10 protein-coding genes and 1 pseudogene are annotated in these 14,325 nt (G+C 52.0%); 8 read left to right on the plus strand and 3 right to left on the minus strand.

Annotated elements, in window-relative coordinates:
- Positions 1-164: 164 nt before the first annotated feature.
- The 4 genes from IEY46_RS25700 (at position 165) to IEY46_RS25715 (ending at position 5,091) form a co-directional block, all read left to right on the plus strand.
- Positions 165-809, plus strand: a complete 645-nt coding sequence (locus IEY46_RS25700) for an SOS response-associated peptidase (protein WP_229750546.1) — start codon at positions 165-167, stop codon at positions 807-809.
- Between the two features lie 333 nt (positions 810-1,142).
- The gene (locus tag IEY46_RS25705) at positions 1,143-2,900 is read left to right on the plus strand and encodes a methyl-accepting chemotaxis protein (RefSeq protein WP_188996582.1); all 1,758 of its coding nucleotides are present in this window, start codon (positions 1,143-1,145) and stop codon (positions 2,898-2,900) included.
- A gap of 248 nt (positions 2,901-3,148) precedes the next feature.
- Complete coding sequence (locus tag IEY46_RS25710) at positions 3,149-4,150, plus strand: PHP domain-containing protein (RefSeq protein ID WP_188996585.1); 1,002 nt, start codon at positions 3,149-3,151, stop codon at positions 4,148-4,150.
- A 62-nt stretch (positions 4,151-4,212) separates the two neighbouring features.
- Positions 4,213-5,091, plus strand: a complete 879-nt coding sequence (locus tag IEY46_RS25715; protein ID WP_188996587.1) for a metallophosphoesterase family protein — start codon at positions 4,213-4,215, stop codon at positions 5,089-5,091.
- 594 nt (positions 5,092-5,685) lie between these two features.
- On the opposite strand, the gene IEY46_RS25720 is transcribed toward IEY46_RS25715, so the two are convergent.
- On the minus strand, positions 5,686-6,576 hold the full coding sequence (locus IEY46_RS25720; RefSeq protein ID WP_188996589.1) for an AraC family transcriptional regulator: 891 nt from the start codon (positions 6,574-6,576) through the stop codon (positions 5,686-5,688).
- Between the two features lie 127 nt (positions 6,577-6,703).
- Between IEY46_RS25720 and IEY46_RS25725 the strand changes: the two genes are divergently transcribed.
- Positions 6,704-8,278: a right-handed parallel beta-helix repeat-containing protein gene (locus tag IEY46_RS25725; protein ID WP_188996591.1), complete on the plus strand. Its 1,575-nt coding sequence runs from the start codon at positions 6,704-6,706 to the stop codon at positions 8,276-8,278.
- Between the two features lie 107 nt (positions 8,279-8,385).
- On the opposite strand, the gene IEY46_RS25730 is transcribed toward IEY46_RS25725, so the two are convergent.
- Positions 8,386-9,198 (minus strand): SDR family oxidoreductase, encoded by an 813-nt coding sequence (locus IEY46_RS25730; RefSeq protein ID WP_188996593.1) that lies wholly within the window; start codon positions 9,196-9,198, stop codon positions 8,386-8,388.
- 169 nt (positions 9,199-9,367) lie between these two features.
- Here IEY46_RS25730 and IEY46_RS25735 point away from each other — a divergent pair, with 169 nt between their 5' ends.
- Complete coding sequence (locus tag IEY46_RS25735) at positions 9,368-10,003, plus strand: TetR/AcrR family transcriptional regulator (protein ID WP_373288889.1); 636 nt, start codon at positions 9,368-9,370, stop codon at positions 10,001-10,003.
- 119 nt (positions 10,004-10,122) lie between these two features.
- Here IEY46_RS25735 and IEY46_RS25740 read toward each other — a convergent pair whose 3' ends face one another.
- The gene (locus tag IEY46_RS25740) at positions 10,123-10,917 is read right to left on the minus strand and encodes a helix-turn-helix transcriptional regulator (RefSeq protein ID WP_188996595.1); all 795 of its coding nucleotides are present in this window, start codon (positions 10,915-10,917) and stop codon (positions 10,123-10,125) included.
- Positions 10,918-11,037: 120 nt separating this feature from the next.
- On the opposite strand from IEY46_RS25740, the pseudogene pyk reads away from it, so the two are divergent.
- Both pyk and IEY46_RS25750 read left to right on the plus strand, forming a co-directional pair.
- Positions 11,038-12,069: pseudogene (gene pyk / locus IEY46_RS25745) on the plus strand (pyruvate kinase); the annotation flags it as partial.
- A gap of 95 nt (positions 12,070-12,164) precedes the next feature.
- Positions 12,165-14,171, plus strand: a complete 2,007-nt coding sequence (locus IEY46_RS25750; protein ID WP_188996599.1) for an ABC-F family ATP-binding cassette domain-containing protein — start codon at positions 12,165-12,167, stop codon at positions 14,169-14,171.
- The last annotated feature ends 154 nt before the right edge of the window (positions 14,172-14,325 follow it).

Consider the following 14,325-nt stretch of genomic DNA (forward strand, 5'->3'; position numbering starts at 1 on the left):
ATTGCACGTGATTTGCGATAGTTGTACCTATTATATCGACGGACCTTTGGAATAATGAAGAATAAGGTGAAGTTGAAGCGAACATGCAAATTTTTATTCTCGTACATGGAATGGGCGAAACAGGCAAATACTATTTTTCAAACATGAAGAGGTAGGTGATTTGCGTGTGCCAGTCCATTTCTATTATGGCGGAAGCGCCTGAATTGACGGATCGCTTTCAAATCGAACACGTGTTGTTTCATACGGCAAACCGCCGTGAAATCAAACCGACGGAATCGTTGTCCGCTATTTTCGAGCATAAAGAAAAAAGGGTACTGGATGAATGCCGATGGGGGCTGATGCCTTTCTGGGCGAAGGATTCCTTATGGATGGACAGCCGGACGATGCTGTGGAAACCTATCTTTGACCGGGTCGTGAAGAAACAGCGTTGTGTGATTCCATGCAATGGCTTCTACCTGAGCCGGACAGAAGGCAAAGAAACGGAGCGGGTTAAAATCACGATGCGCAGCGGGACGTTCGGGATTGCGGGCCTTTACGATGTGTTCCGTTCGGCGTCGGGAGGAGAGATGCGCACCTGCACGCTCCTTATGACAAGGGCCAATGGACTTGTTTCTCCTTTTCAGGAGCTGATGCCCGCTATTCTCGAGGAGGAGGACATCGACAATTGGCTGAAAAAGGACGGCGTTGAGCTCTCTCCGCTGCATCCGATGCTGCGCTCGATGGATGTCATGCGCATGCTGAGCATCCCGCTCTCTGCCTCAGGCTCGGATAAAGTGGAATTCGAGTCCCCTCGTCCCGAGGTTATCTAGGGCGCTTGTTCTTGCATAGTTGAAACTAAAGCCCGGCGCCGCAATGGTTGCCGGGCTTGCCGTGTTTTGTTAATGAATCCATCGGGGAAGGACTCATTAACAGGGAAAGAGGTGGGTAAAGGAATGGAAACAGCCTGGAATAGTGATCCCCGAAACCAAACGAATCGGAAAACGCGGCTGGTATGGCGTTTGCCGGTTCGTTTTTTGGTGCGAATTGGAATATTCATAAAAAAGTGCGAACTTGAAGGAAAAAATTAGCGAAAATGGTCGATATAAATAGTAAGATATAGGACATACGATCTATTTATCTCTCATAAAGGGGAGTAATCCATCATGGTCATGGTTCCAACCAAGAAAAAAAAGAAAGTAACGATTCGTTTCAAGCTGCTCCTTGTTTCTCTGCTGCTTCTGATGACGCCTGTTCTGACGCTCGGAATTATCAGCTACCAGGTCACGTATAAGGAAACCGACAGGCTGATCCGAAAAAATTTGACTAACAGTGTCCGAATGGCTATTGAGATGACCGCATCGCTTGAGCAGCAAGTGAAGGAGGGCACAATAACGAACGATGAAGCGCAGGAGCATATGAAGCAGCTGCTGCTTGGACCCAAGCAAGGCGATAAACGGGAAATCAATTCCTATCTCGATTTGGGGGAAAGCGGTTATTTCTACGTGCTTGATAAGACGGGGGATTTGCTGGCGCATCCTCAGATGGAAGGGCAGAACATCGCTGAGAAACAGACAAGCGACGGATTTTTCTACATCAAGGATGTTATTGAAAAGGGGTTGAGCGGCGGTGGTTTTACCTTCTATGACTGGCCGCTGCCGGGTTCGACCAAAGAAGCGGAGAAAATCGTTTATGCCGAAGCCAGTCCCAATTGGGGCTGGATTATAGCGGCGGGATCCTATATGCAGGATTATAATACAGGACAGAAGAATATTCGCGATACCATTATTATTACGCTGATCTGCTGCTGGGTGGCGGGTTCTGTTCTCATGACGCTTTTTGCCCGCCATATCTCCATGCCGGTCCGCAAGCTGGCCGGTCAAGCCAAACTGTTCTCTACGGGCGATCTGCGGACAGCCGATCTGCACGTGGGCAATAAAGACGAGCTGGGCGATCTTGCCGCTTCCTTTCAGGAGATGTACGGCAGTCTCCGAAACCTGGCTTCCGGATTGCTGAAGGGATCAGACTCGCTGGCTGTATCTGCCCGCGAATTAAGCGGGGCGATTGAGCAGACGACACAGGCGACCGATCATATCGCCGAGTCGGTGCAGGAGAGCGCATCAAGCAGCGAAGTGCAGGCCCGCAGCATCAGGGAAAGCTCCAAAGCGATGGAGGAGATGGCGACAGGCATTCAGCGCGTGGCCGCGACATCCGCAGCGGCCTTCGAATCTTCGGCAATGACGCTCGAGGAAGCCCGGCAGGGCAGCCTGTTGCTTGCGCAAAGCTCGGAGCAAATGGCCTCGGTGAACATAACAGTCGATGAACTGGCTGCCATGGTGACCAAGCTAGGGGAGCGCTCCCAGCAGATCGGTGAGATTGTCGAGGTCATCACAGACTTGTCAACGCAGACTAATCTGCTCTCGCTGAACGCTTCGATCGAAGCGGCGCGGGCAGGCGAGCATGGCAAAGGGTTTGCTGTCGTGGCAGGCGAAGTGAAGAAGCTGGCTGAGCGTTCCAGAGAGTCGGCGGAGCAGGTTGCCGAATTGATCCAGACTATTCAGGCGGACATCGGCCATGCCGGTGCCGCCATGGAGAAAGGCGAGCACGAGGTGCGGGAAGGCACGAGGTCCATCCAGTTAACAAGCGAAGCATTAACCCGGATTCTGGATGCGACGCGAAGCGTGGTGGACCAGGTCCAGGAATCCTCTGCGGCTGCGCAGCAGATGTCCGCCAGCTCGCAGGAAATTGCCGCTTCGCTTCAAGAAATTGACCGTTTATCCGAGAAAAGCAATGATTTGGCGCAGAGCATCTCTGCTTCCGCCGAGGAACAACTGGCTTCGATGGAGGAGCTCGGCGCTTCTGCCGAAACGTTGAGCGATATGTCCAAGGAGATGCAGGCACTGGCCCATCGCTTCAAGCTGTAACCAACCGATAAGCAAATTCCTCTATCAAGGGGGATTTGCTTTTTTTATTCACCATATAGAATGTATATCGCTCACTCTTATCCATTTCTATAATTTCTAAGGGAAGAAACTAACTTTGCCTCCAGAGGACGGCACAGCCGTTTCTTCTTGCACAAGCCGTAATCCAGGATGATAAAGCTTGACGAACCTCTTGATCGTTATTATTGTTTAGATCATATATCTTAAAAAGATGGGAGGGACAAGCGGATATGCATATTGATTTTCACTTTCATTTGGAAGAAGGCCCGTATTCGCTGGATTGGCTGAAACGAACGGCCCAGGCGATTGAACGTTTGGAAGAGGGCAAGCAAGGTACAAATACGAGACGTTATTCACGGGAATGGATCGAGGTCCTTCAGCGAAAGCTGGCGCTGCGTATGGAGCAAGGATGCTTCTCCCAGGAATGGCTGCACGCTTATTTGGAAACGGGCAAGTCACGGGGCATCGAACGATTCGGGATCGTTGATCATCTATACCGGTTTACCGAATTCCGCAGCTACTACGAGAACCATATGCTCATGGATGATAGCGATCTGGGCCGGCTGCAGCAATATTGGCTGGACCGAGTTTGCATCGGCTCCATTGAGCCGTACCTGCAGCAGATCCGGCTGGCTCAGGCACAAGGGCAGCCGATATCGCTTGGGGTGGAAGCAGATTATTTTCCAGGCGGGGAGGATGAATTGGGAAGACTGCTGAACGGTTACGATCTGGACTATGTGATTGGATCGGTTCATTTTCTGGATGGCTGGGGCTTCGATAATCCGCAAACGAAGGATATATTTGAAGGCCAGGACCTCGTGAAGCTGTACGCCAAGCTGTTTGCTTATGTGAAGGGCGCGATTGCGAGCGGATTATTCGATATTATTGCACATCCCGACAATTTGAAGGTGTTTGATTATCGTCCCGAGGAGGAACTGCTTCTCCCCATGTATGAGGAGGTGGCGGCTGCCATGAAAGAAGCGGATGTGGCAACTGAAATCAATACAGGTCTGGCTTATCGTTACCCGGTCAAAGAAATGTGTCCAAGCCCGGCGTTCCTGAACATTCTCCACAAGCACGGTGTGCCGATTACATTAAGCTCCGATTCGCATTTTCCCGATGATATCGGCATGCTGCTGGATCAGGCGCAGGAGCTGGCACTGCTGACAGGTTATGAGGAGTTTGTATATTTTGAGAAACGGGTTCGCAAGACGATACGGGCCGGCAAGTAGAACGCGCCTTACGATCCACCCCTTGACGCACTTGAAGCATAGAGAAGATGGAGGTAATGATAATGAACCGGAATGTAAAGTTTCGCGGGGACGGCTCTTTTAAGATCTTGCAGCTGACGGATATGCATATTGGCGGGGACAGCAATAATGCAAAGGATTTGAAAACGATCGCCTTGACCGAGCGTTTAATTGCCGGGGAGAAGCCGGATTTGATTGTGTTTACCGGCGATTTGATCTCGAGCCTCGGCGTGCAGGATCCTGCGGCTGCGCTGCGCAGGGCGATCGCCCCTGCTGTCCGGTCGGGAATTCCCTGGGCGCATATATTTGGGAATCATGATTCCGAAGAGAACGTGACGCGCGAGGAGCTGATGGAAGTATCCCGGGAGCAAAGCGGGTGTTTGTCGGAAGCTGGGCCGGAGGACATAAACGGAACCGGGAACTACATCCTGACGATCGAGAGCGGGAAGTCCTCTTCGGCAGCGGCGGTCCTTTATTTTCTCGATTCTGGCGCGATGGCGCCGGAATCGATCGGCGGTTACGAATGGATTCATACCGATCAGGTAAATTGGTACAACGAGCAGTCTCTGAGGCTGCAAAACGAGCATGGAAGCCTGCCGGCTCTGGCATTCTTTCATATTCCGCTTCCGGAATATGATGACGTGTGGCAGCATGGACAGGTGAGCGGCAATAAGTATGAAGAGGTATGCTGTCCGAAGCTCAACAGCGGCCTGTTTGCCGCTATGGCGGAGAGAGGCGATGTGGCGGGGACTTTTGCGGGGCATGATCATGACAATGATTATTGCGGAACGCTTCACGGCATCCGTCTTTGCTTCGGTCGCGTCACCGGATACAATACCTATGGCAGCCTTGAACGAGGAGCCCGTATTATCCGCCTGCAGGAGGGCGAGCGACACTTCGATACCTGGATCAGCCTTGGATAGAGGGAGCCATTATGCTTACCTGACCTTCATATTCATAGCCCTGTGATTCCATTGGGGTTTAGAAAACAATAGCGGGACATCCCCTTTATCGGAAATTGTGATATGTGGTGCACAACAATTTCCCTATTAAGGTCCGATGTCCTCTTTCTATTTACCGGCGAACAAAGTGTATGCGTTACGCTCCTCGCGCAAAAGCCGCCTGTCTTATGCGGGGTGATGTCTTACCCGTATGCAACCAAGACCAGCTCGGATCGGATATTCCAAACAGGTCTTTCCCTTTTTCGCTCTCCTCCTAACAATATTGAACATAAACAAAACAAAATGAACCTTGTGAACAGCCTCAGTCGGCTAAGTTTAAGATGTACGGGAACAGAAAAGCTAAGATAACAGAAGAAAAGAGGGGATGAATGAAAATGTCAAAAAGTCGGTGCTCTCTGTATGCGGTACTCTCATTTTCATGGGTTCCGTGTCTACGACCAGCAATCTGAGGGGGGCATGACGATGTACACCCATTGATCGGAGGCCATACGGTACCGGAATATTTGTCCAGTACCGGACGGAGATATACAGGTATCTTTCGCGCTGTAAAGCCTCCTACAGGGCTGTGTCCGGATTGTCCCGAGCATGACGGCGGAATTCCTGCGGGGTCGTGCCTCGAAGTTCCTTGAACACCCGGGAGAAAGTGCGGAAATTGTCGAACCCGATCTCCAGGGCGATGTCGGAGATGTTCAGATTCGTTGTCAACAACATGCTCGTTGCGCGACCCACCCGGAGATGATGCAGGTATTCGACGAACGATTTTCCAACGTAGCGCTTGAACGCGCTGCTTAGGTACTTCTGATTGCGCTCCAGCCGTTCGGAGAGCAGGGGCAGGTTCAGCTCTTCATTGTAATGCAGGTGAATGTACTTCAACATTTCCATGACGGCGCTGGTCTTGTCCAAGTTCAATGCCGAGTCCTGTTCTTCGTGTTCCTGGGTCATGCGCAGCAGGAACACGATCGCTTCCGACAGCTTGGACTGGATAATCGTCTTCGTGCCGAACCGCTTGGAATGGTACTCCCTGAACATTTCTTCAACTAATGACGTGAAATAGTCGAGGTGCTCTGGAGGTACATCATAATGGGAAGGCAGCTCGCTGCCGATTTTCAGGATTTTATAGCGAAATTGGGGATCAAGCGTATTGGACAGGAGTAGATCGATGTCGAACATGCAGCAATATTTGGTCAGCTTCGAGCCGGTCGGCATCCGGATTTCATGAATGTGGTTGGGGAGCAGGAGGGAGGCGCTCCCGCATTTCAGGGCATGGCGCTTGCCGTTCAGGATTTCTTCGCCCGAGCCTTCGATGACGAAGCTCAGCTCGGCGAAATTGTGGTAATGCAGCGGGTAGTTCTTCGTCAAGCGGCTGATGATCACATAGAAGGGCAGATCGTTCCTGCCGAACATGTTGAACGTGAACGCATCTTGGTATTCTGGAAAACGGGACATACTCTTCCCCCCCTGATAACATGTGTGACAGATGTATTAAACCTGTGTGATTATTATAAGGAACTGACATTGGAAGCGCAATCACTTAAGCAAGATCAGTACGGAACTTTCGATCGGAGGCATGAATATGAGCGAATTACCGAACCCTTTGATGAGCCGGAGAGCTATGCTGGCTTCCCTGGGACTGACGGGAGCCGCGGTAGTTGCCGATAATATGATTCCCGGTAGTGTGCGCCGAGTCATGGCCGCAGGGGAGAACGAGATAGAGGGCAAGAAGGTTAAGAAAAAAGGCTGGGAGCTGGACGAAGTCTCGAATGTGCGAAAGTACGGCGCTGTCGGTGACGGAGTCGCGGATGATACGGTCGCCGTCCAAGCTGCACTGGACGCGCTTCCGGAGGGGGGCACGGTGTTGTTCCCGATTGGAACTTACCGAATCACGCGGAGCCTGAGTGTCCGTTACGATGCTACGACGATCCTCGGCCAAGGCGGACATTCCAATATCGTCTACTCCTATGAGCAAATGGAGGGAGACCTTCACTCCGTTGCCAGCCTGCTTGTGTTCCGGAGCGGAATTCGCTACGTTACTGTTCGCGATCTGCGGCTGACTTATACCGGAAGCTTCTTCCCGGAGGTAGGGAAGAGCAATTTTGGCCGAGTGGCAGGTCTTCGGTTCGAACAGTGCTACGATGTGTTGATTGAGAATGTGGAAGCTTCGGGGTTCAACGCGAGCGGGATTATGCAGAGCACAGGCAACTCGGCCCAATACGCCGAACGGTTTAAAGTCCACCAGTGCAACCTGCATCATAATCGGATCGCCGGGATCGTATTCGGGAATGTGAATCATATCAGCATCACGGATTGTGATCTGGATTATAACGGCTCCGTTCCGGATGGGGGGACCGGTTATGGATGCGCGGGATCAAGCAGTGAGCTGCCGAACCACATTCAGATTCTTGGCAATCGGGCTTCCTACAACTACCGGAAGGGGATCGACCTTCACGCGGGGAACGATGCCGTGATCGAAGGGAACATCTGTCATGCGAACCGGTTGTACGGGATTTATTCGGTAGGGAACAAATCGGGGAATATCATCATTCGCGGCAACATCATCTCCGGGATGAACCGTGAGACGATCGGAATCCCCGCGCCGTACACATGGATTACCGGGATCGATATCGGTCCGCATCCTGCTTCCGCGCAGCCTGTAGATAACCGCAATTACATCATTGAAGGAAACATCTTCTCCGACTTCGGGATCGGGGCCGGGGACGCATATGCGATTCATGTGTACTTCCGCAGCAACCGTGGAAATCTGCAGATTAGAAATAATATCGTGCACGGGAAACGAATCTCCAATATAATCATGCTCCGGGCGGAGGCGTCCGGAGCACGGGAAGTAAACGTGGATATTTCCGGCAATCAGGCCTTCATTGAACAATCGACGGATTACACCATGCGGCTGCCGCATTGCAGCCAGATGACGATCGCGAACAACCAGATCACGACTAACCAGCCGAACCAGCACGATGGGATGATCCTGATCGATCCCGGCAGCCTAAAGTCGCTCGTATATACAGGCAATCAGATGAACGATCCGCAGAACAGCTATCCCCATGCGTTGAAGGGGGTTGCCGGCCAGGCGCTGCAGCAGAAATTGTACCGGCAGGGCAACTTCATGAACGGCGTGCTGGAAATTCAGTAACCGAATCGGAAAGCTCACCACGCATCTGCAGCTTAATACTTCTATGAGCCGATGCCAGGGGACTCATCCCCTGGCATCTTTGTGTCGCCCAAACGATGCGTTCTCCCCTAACTAAAGTTACTCGAAATAACCTCCATAAAATGCTCATCCGTAGATTCCGCTCTCATTTTCAATAGAAATTGGGCATCTTCTCCGACTACGTATCGAAAACGATCCGATGAATCGATAGCGGCTTCGTAGATCGTCTCAGCAATCAATTCCGGCGAGGAGATGTTCGTTTGAAAGCTCTCCATTTGCTTCTTCACTACTGTTTCTGTATAAGTTCGATAAGAATCCAAGTCATCGTCCGTTAGTATCTCCATGGATCGGCCTGTAAAGTCCGTAGTGACATTTCCGGGTTCTACCACTTTCACTTTAATATTTTGGGTCGCGAGTTCGTAGAAAAGCGATTCCGAAAACCCTTCGACAGCAAATTTGCTCGCATGATAAAGGGTTAAAAGCGGAAAGGCGATTCTCCCCCCTACGGATGAAATGTTAATGACCGTACCTCCTTTATTTTTTCTGAAGTGAGGCAGGATGCTTTGAGTTGTATGGAAAGTACCGAACACATTGACATCAAATTGCCTTTTTACCTGAAGATCAGTTGCGGCTTCAAATGCACCAATTGCAGCATAACCGGCATTGTTCAGCAAAACGTCGATTTTGCCGAAATGCTCGATACCTTTTGCGATAGCATGATGAATCGTTTCTTTTTCGAGGACATCAAGTCTTGTAACCAATACGCGATCCAACCGGCTCAGCTCGGTCTCCTTCTCCGGAGAACGCATTGTTGCGACCACATTCCATCCTTGCCTCCAAAAATATTGTGCTGCAGCTCTTCCTATCCCGGATGAAGAACCTGTGATTAATATGGTTTTCATTGTTTTTCCTCCCTCGTTTTAGCAGGTACAGGAAAAGCATACAACGAAAAGAAAACAAAGTAAACTAAATTAATAAAAATAGTTAATTTAATTATTTTTGTTAAAATAGTTTGTATTGGCCGAGATTACGATGTAAGATGATTTATAAACAGCAAAGGAGGCTCATTTGGTGAGAAAAGCGGTTAGCGCAGAAATATACATTGATAAAATTAAACCGATTCTTAGAAAAATGAAATTTAGCCAACTTAAGATAGATGATATCGCGAGGCATATGGATATCAGTAAAGTGACGCTTTATAAGCATTTTTCCTCCAGGGATGACGTGATCCAGGTGGTTGTCGAGCATTATATCAACTACTTGCTTGAGGCTGATATCCTTGTGAAGGACGATTCCGTCTCTTATATCGAACGGTTTCAGAAAACATATGAGCAATCTTTGAAATGCGTGATTTATGTTTCTGATCTGTTTTTACAAGATCTCAAAGAATCCTATCCAGGCTTGTTTGAAAAACTTGCTGCCGCCGAGCAAATTCGCAATAAAAATTTACAAGTGTTTTTTGAATCCGGTATGGAGCAGGGGATTTTCAACAGAATGAACGCCGTGCTGTTTATGATTCAAGATGATGCTGTGCTGCGGCGGATCATTGAATCATCCTTTTCCATACATTATGACCTTACGTTGAAACAAGCGCTTATGGATTTTTACAGGTTGAAGAAATACCAATTGTTAAAGCCGCAGTATCTGGATGCATCGGACGATTCCATTATTGATAGAAAAATCAGTCAAATCATACAATCCATTTAGCGTGTTCCAATATACATCTTGAACCTTATTCTTCTACGACGCCCATATGAAGCAAAGGGAACAGGATTACACAGCAGACTGACAAGGGTCGCCTTCGCGGCTCCTTGCCGGTCTTTTTTTTATTCCCTGCCCGTCGATTCCCGCTCGTCCAGCAGTTCGGAGGGCAGCTTGCCGACGATCCGCTTGAACACCCGGTTGAAATAGGAGGGGTCGCTGTAGCCCAGATGCTCGGATATATCCTGCACGGACAGCTGCGAGTGGCGGAGCATATACTGGGCGGTCTTCATCCGCTTGAGATGGACGTATTCGCTTATTGTAAGTCCAGTCACTTTGCGGAACAGCGAAGCCGCATAATTGGGGCTCACTCCGATGCATGCACCCAGCTCCGTCTTGGTAACGCGGCTGCGGTACTGCTCTTCAATATAATGCTTCATCCGCTCAATATGACGGATGGAGGAAGGAGCCTGCTCCCCTTCATCGACCTCGCGGTTGACGGTCACGATCAGCTCCGTCAATAAAGCCCCGCACATGACGGTGAAATAGGGATCGCGTTCGGTCCAATGCTCAGCAAGCTGGAGGAGCTTATCCAGAAGGAGCTCCGGCATGTGGGTGATCCAGCGCAAGGGCTCTCTTCGCGCGAGCAGGGGAAGCAGGCTGGCGGCCTCGCTGCCTGCCGGACTGAAGCGGACCGTGATGCTCTCGCGGATCCCGCCGGCTCCGCGGAGCTCGGCGGCGGGAACGCCTGCCGGGATGAGGAGCAATTCATTCTTGCGGCAGAGCGCAATGCTGCCCCGGTATTCAAAGTTGCATTGCCCAAAGCGTACCCAGACGAGCGTATAGCAGTCGCTGCCGAGCGGTCTTCTTTCTCTTGCGGGTATGCCGCGGTCCTGTGAGATTTCAAAAATGTGAAACATGAGCCACCGCCGGATTCTGTCATACTATAATACAATTACTGTACTATAGTGAATCGCTCTTGGACAAGGGTTCTTTTACAATGAAAGAACAGAGATATACAAGGAGAGAGAGTGACACGGATGAAAAAAACAACAATTGTATGTACAATGGGACCGGCTTGCAACAACAATGCGATTTTGGAAGAAATGATTCAGGCGGGCATGAACGTTGCCCGGTTGAACCTGGCGCATGGGGAGCTCAGCGATCACCGTGAAAGGATTCAAAACGTGCGCGCCGTTGCCGCAAAATTGAAAACGCCGGTTACGATGATGCTGGATATCAAAGGGCCTGAGATCCGCACCGGCCTGCTGCAGGAGCCATCGTATCTGCTGCAGAGCGGAGAATCGCTGACCTTGACGACAGAGCCGATTATCGGCACGGACAAACGAATCTCGGTATCCTATGATTTGACGCAGGATGTCGCGCCGGGCTCGCGGATCATGATCGATGACGGTCTGATTGAGCTTCGGGTCGTCTCGGTCTCAGGCACGGAAGTCGAATGCGTCATCAAGAACGGTGGCGTGATCAAATCCCGCAAAGGCGTGAATCTGCCAGGCATCCGCACCAGCCTGCCTGGCGTGACGGAGCGGGACAAGCAGCATATCCGGTTCGGTATTGAAATGAACGTGGAGATGATCGCGATGTCCTTCGTGCGCCGCGCCGAGGATGTGCTTGAAGTGAAGCGCATGCTGGCCGAGCAGGGAGCCGGACATATCCGGATCGTCTCCAAGATTGAGAACCAGGAAGGGCTTGAGGAGCTGGAGGCGATTATCGAGGCTTCGGACGGCATCATGGTCGCACGGGGGGATCTGGGTGTAGAGATTCCGCTGGAAGATGTTCCGATCGCCCAGAAGCAAATGATTGCCGCCTGCAACAAAGCGGGCAAATTCGTCGTCACCGCCACGCAAATGCTGGAGTCGATGCAGAGCCAGCCACGTCCGACACGGGCGGAAGCAAGCGACGTCGCGAATGCCGTATGGGACGGATCGGATGCGGTCATGCTCTCCGGGGAGACCGCTTCAGGCAGTTATCCGGTAGAAGCGGTCCGCACAATGGCTGCCATTGCCTTCAAAGCGCAGCAGTCCGCAGGGGCTTATTCAAAGAAAGATTTGATTGAAGCTTAGCTTATCGTTTAAAGTGGATAGAGGACAGAATATGCAGCAGCTTGCATTTTCTGTGATTGACTTCACGTTAGGCGGGATTATGGATGCACGTATTAACGATTGATCACATTGCCAAAAGCTATGGTGAGAAGATATTGTTTGAAGATGTGTCGTTCGGTGTTGAAACGGGCGACAAGATCGGAATTATCGGTGTGAACGGCACCGGCAAATCGACCTTTCTGAATGTTGTTGCAGGCCTAGAGCCCCCTGATTCGGGCTCTATTCTTGTTGCTGGCGGGGCAACGGTACAGATGCTCTCGCAGAATCCGGTTTTTGACCCGGAGCTTACAGTGCTGGAGCATGTGCTGAGCGGCGATTCCGAGCAGATGCGTGCCGTGCGCGCCTCCATGCAGGCACTCCAGGCGCTGGAGAGGATGCCTGGAGACAGCGACCTGCAGCAGCAGCTGGTACGGGCCAACCAGCGGATGGATGAGCTGGATGCCTGGACGCTGGAGAGCGATGCGAAGACGGCGCTGACCAAGCTTGGCATAGCCAGGTTCGATGCGCAGCTGGGCACCTTGTCCGGCGGCCAGCGCAAACGTGTCGCCATGGCGGCCGCGCTCGTACAGCCTGCGGATGTGCTGCTGCTGGACGAGCCGACCAACCATATCGACAACGAATCGGTTGCCTGGCTGGAGGGCATGCTCCAGAAGCGCAAAGGCGCGCTGCTGATGATAACCCATGACCGGTATTTCCTCGACCGCGTCAGCAATCGGATGCTGGAGCTGGACCGGGGTAAGGCGTATTTCTACACTGCCAATTATAGTCAGTTTCTGGAACTGAAGCTGGACCGCGAGGAGCGGGAGGCAGCATCGGAAGCCAAACGGAAAAACCTTCTCAGGAACGAGCTGGCCTGGATGCGCCGCGGCGCAAAAGCCCGCTCCACCAAGCAGCAGGCACGTATCCAGCGTTTTGAAGCGCTGCAGGATGCCGCGCCCGAGAAAGCGGGCGGCAAGCTGGAAGTGTCCGTCGCCTCATCGCGGCTTGGCAAGAAAATTATTGAGCTTGCGTCGCTCCATAAAGCGTTTGAGGGCAGGACGGTTATCCGCGACTTCAGTTATATTGCCGTACCGGAGGACAGAGTGGGCATAGTAGGCCGCAACGGGCTCGGCAAGTCGACGCTGCTGAAGCTGATTGCCGGTAAGCTCGAACCGGACTCAGGCGACGTGTCGCTCGGAGGGACAGTGCGGCTGGGCGTATTCTCGCAGGAGCGGGAAGAGATGAACGACCAGCTGCGCGTAATCGAATATATCCGCGAAAGCGCGGAACGCGTAACGACCGCAGATGGTTCAACGGTGAGCGCCTCTCAGATGCTGGAGCGGTTTCTGTTTCCCCCCGCACAGCAATGGACGCCGATCGCCAAGCTCTCAGGTGGTGAGAAGAGACGACTGCAGCTGCTGCGCGTGCTGATGGAAGCGCCCAATGTGCTGCTGCTGGATGAGCCAACCAACGATCTGGATATCAGTACACTGACTGTACTGGAGGACTATTTGGACGATTTCCCGGGCGTTGTTTTTGTAGTATCCCATGACCGGTACTTTCTGGACCGGACGGTGGACCGCATCTTTGCCTTTGAAGGCGAGGGTGTCATCACCCAGCATGTCGGCAATTTCTCCGATTACGAACAGGTCCAGGCCGCAGCCGGAGTTTCCGGGGCTGGCCGCAGCGGCGGATTATCGACTGAGGGTGGCGCAAGACGCCAGGCCGATCCGGATGCACCGGGTTCGGGAAACGCAGGCCAGCAGACGCCGGATGGCGGCGGTGCAGGCAGCGGAGCGGAGTCTCCGCAAGGCGGCAGTGCGGGACGGCCGTTGAAGATGACGTTCAAGGAACAGCGCGAGTTCGAGACGATCGACGAGGATATAGCCAAAGCGGAGCAGGAACTGGAAGACATCACGAACCGTATGGAGGCTGCTTCCAGCGATTCCGCCCAGCTTCAGCTTCTTATCGCCCAGCGGGGGGAGCAGGAAGCGCGCCTGGAGCAGCTGATGGACCGGTGGACGTATTTGAACGAATTGGAGGAGCGGATCGCGCAGAGTAAGAAAAAATAAGGCCTGAGCGGCTGTTAAGGGCAATCAGCCTGCCGGACCATGTGATTCCTTTTTCTTGATCCTCCCTTTGAGTGAATAGAAAAAAAGCGCCAGTCTTCCAAATGAGGAAGTTGGCGCTTTTATGTTTACCTGCCGCATCGGGCTGGCCTGTCCG

This window comes from Paenibacillus nasutitermitis (genome assembly GCF_014641075.1).
GTDB lineage: Bacteria > Bacillota > Bacilli > Paenibacillales > Paenibacillaceae > Paenibacillus_Z > Paenibacillus_Z nasutitermitis.

What these genes read in the sequence shown, in the direction of transcription:
- IEY46_RS25705 (WP_188996582.1), top strand. Translation starts at nt 1,143, where the DNA reads ATGGTCATGGTTCCAACCAAGAAAAAAAAGAAAGTAACGATTCGTTTC.
- IEY46_RS25710 (WP_188996585.1), top strand. Translation starts at nt 3,149, where the DNA reads ATGCATATTGATTTTCACTTTCATTTGGAAGAAGGCCCGTATTCGCTG.
- IEY46_RS25715 (WP_188996587.1), top strand. Translation starts at nt 4,213, where the DNA reads ATGAACCGGAATGTAAAGTTTCGCGGGGACGGCTCTTTTAAGATCTTG.
- IEY46_RS25720 (WP_188996589.1), bottom strand. Translation starts at nt 6,576, where the DNA reads ATGTCCCGTTTTCCAGAATACCAAGATGCGTTCACGTTCAACATGTTC.
- IEY46_RS25725 (WP_188996591.1), top strand. Translation starts at nt 6,704, where the DNA reads ATGAGCGAATTACCGAACCCTTTGATGAGCCGGAGAGCTATGCTGGCT.
- IEY46_RS25730 (WP_188996593.1), bottom strand. Translation starts at nt 9,198, where the DNA reads ATGAAAACCATATTAATCACAGGTTCTTCATCCGGGATAGGAAGAGCT.
- IEY46_RS25740 (WP_188996595.1), bottom strand. Translation starts at nt 10,917, where the DNA reads ATGTTTCACATTTTTGAAATCTCACAGGACCGCGGCATACCCGCAAGA.
- IEY46_RS25750 (WP_188996599.1), top strand. Translation starts at nt 12,165, where the DNA reads ATGCACGTATTAACGATTGATCACATTGCCAAAAGCTATGGTGAGAAG.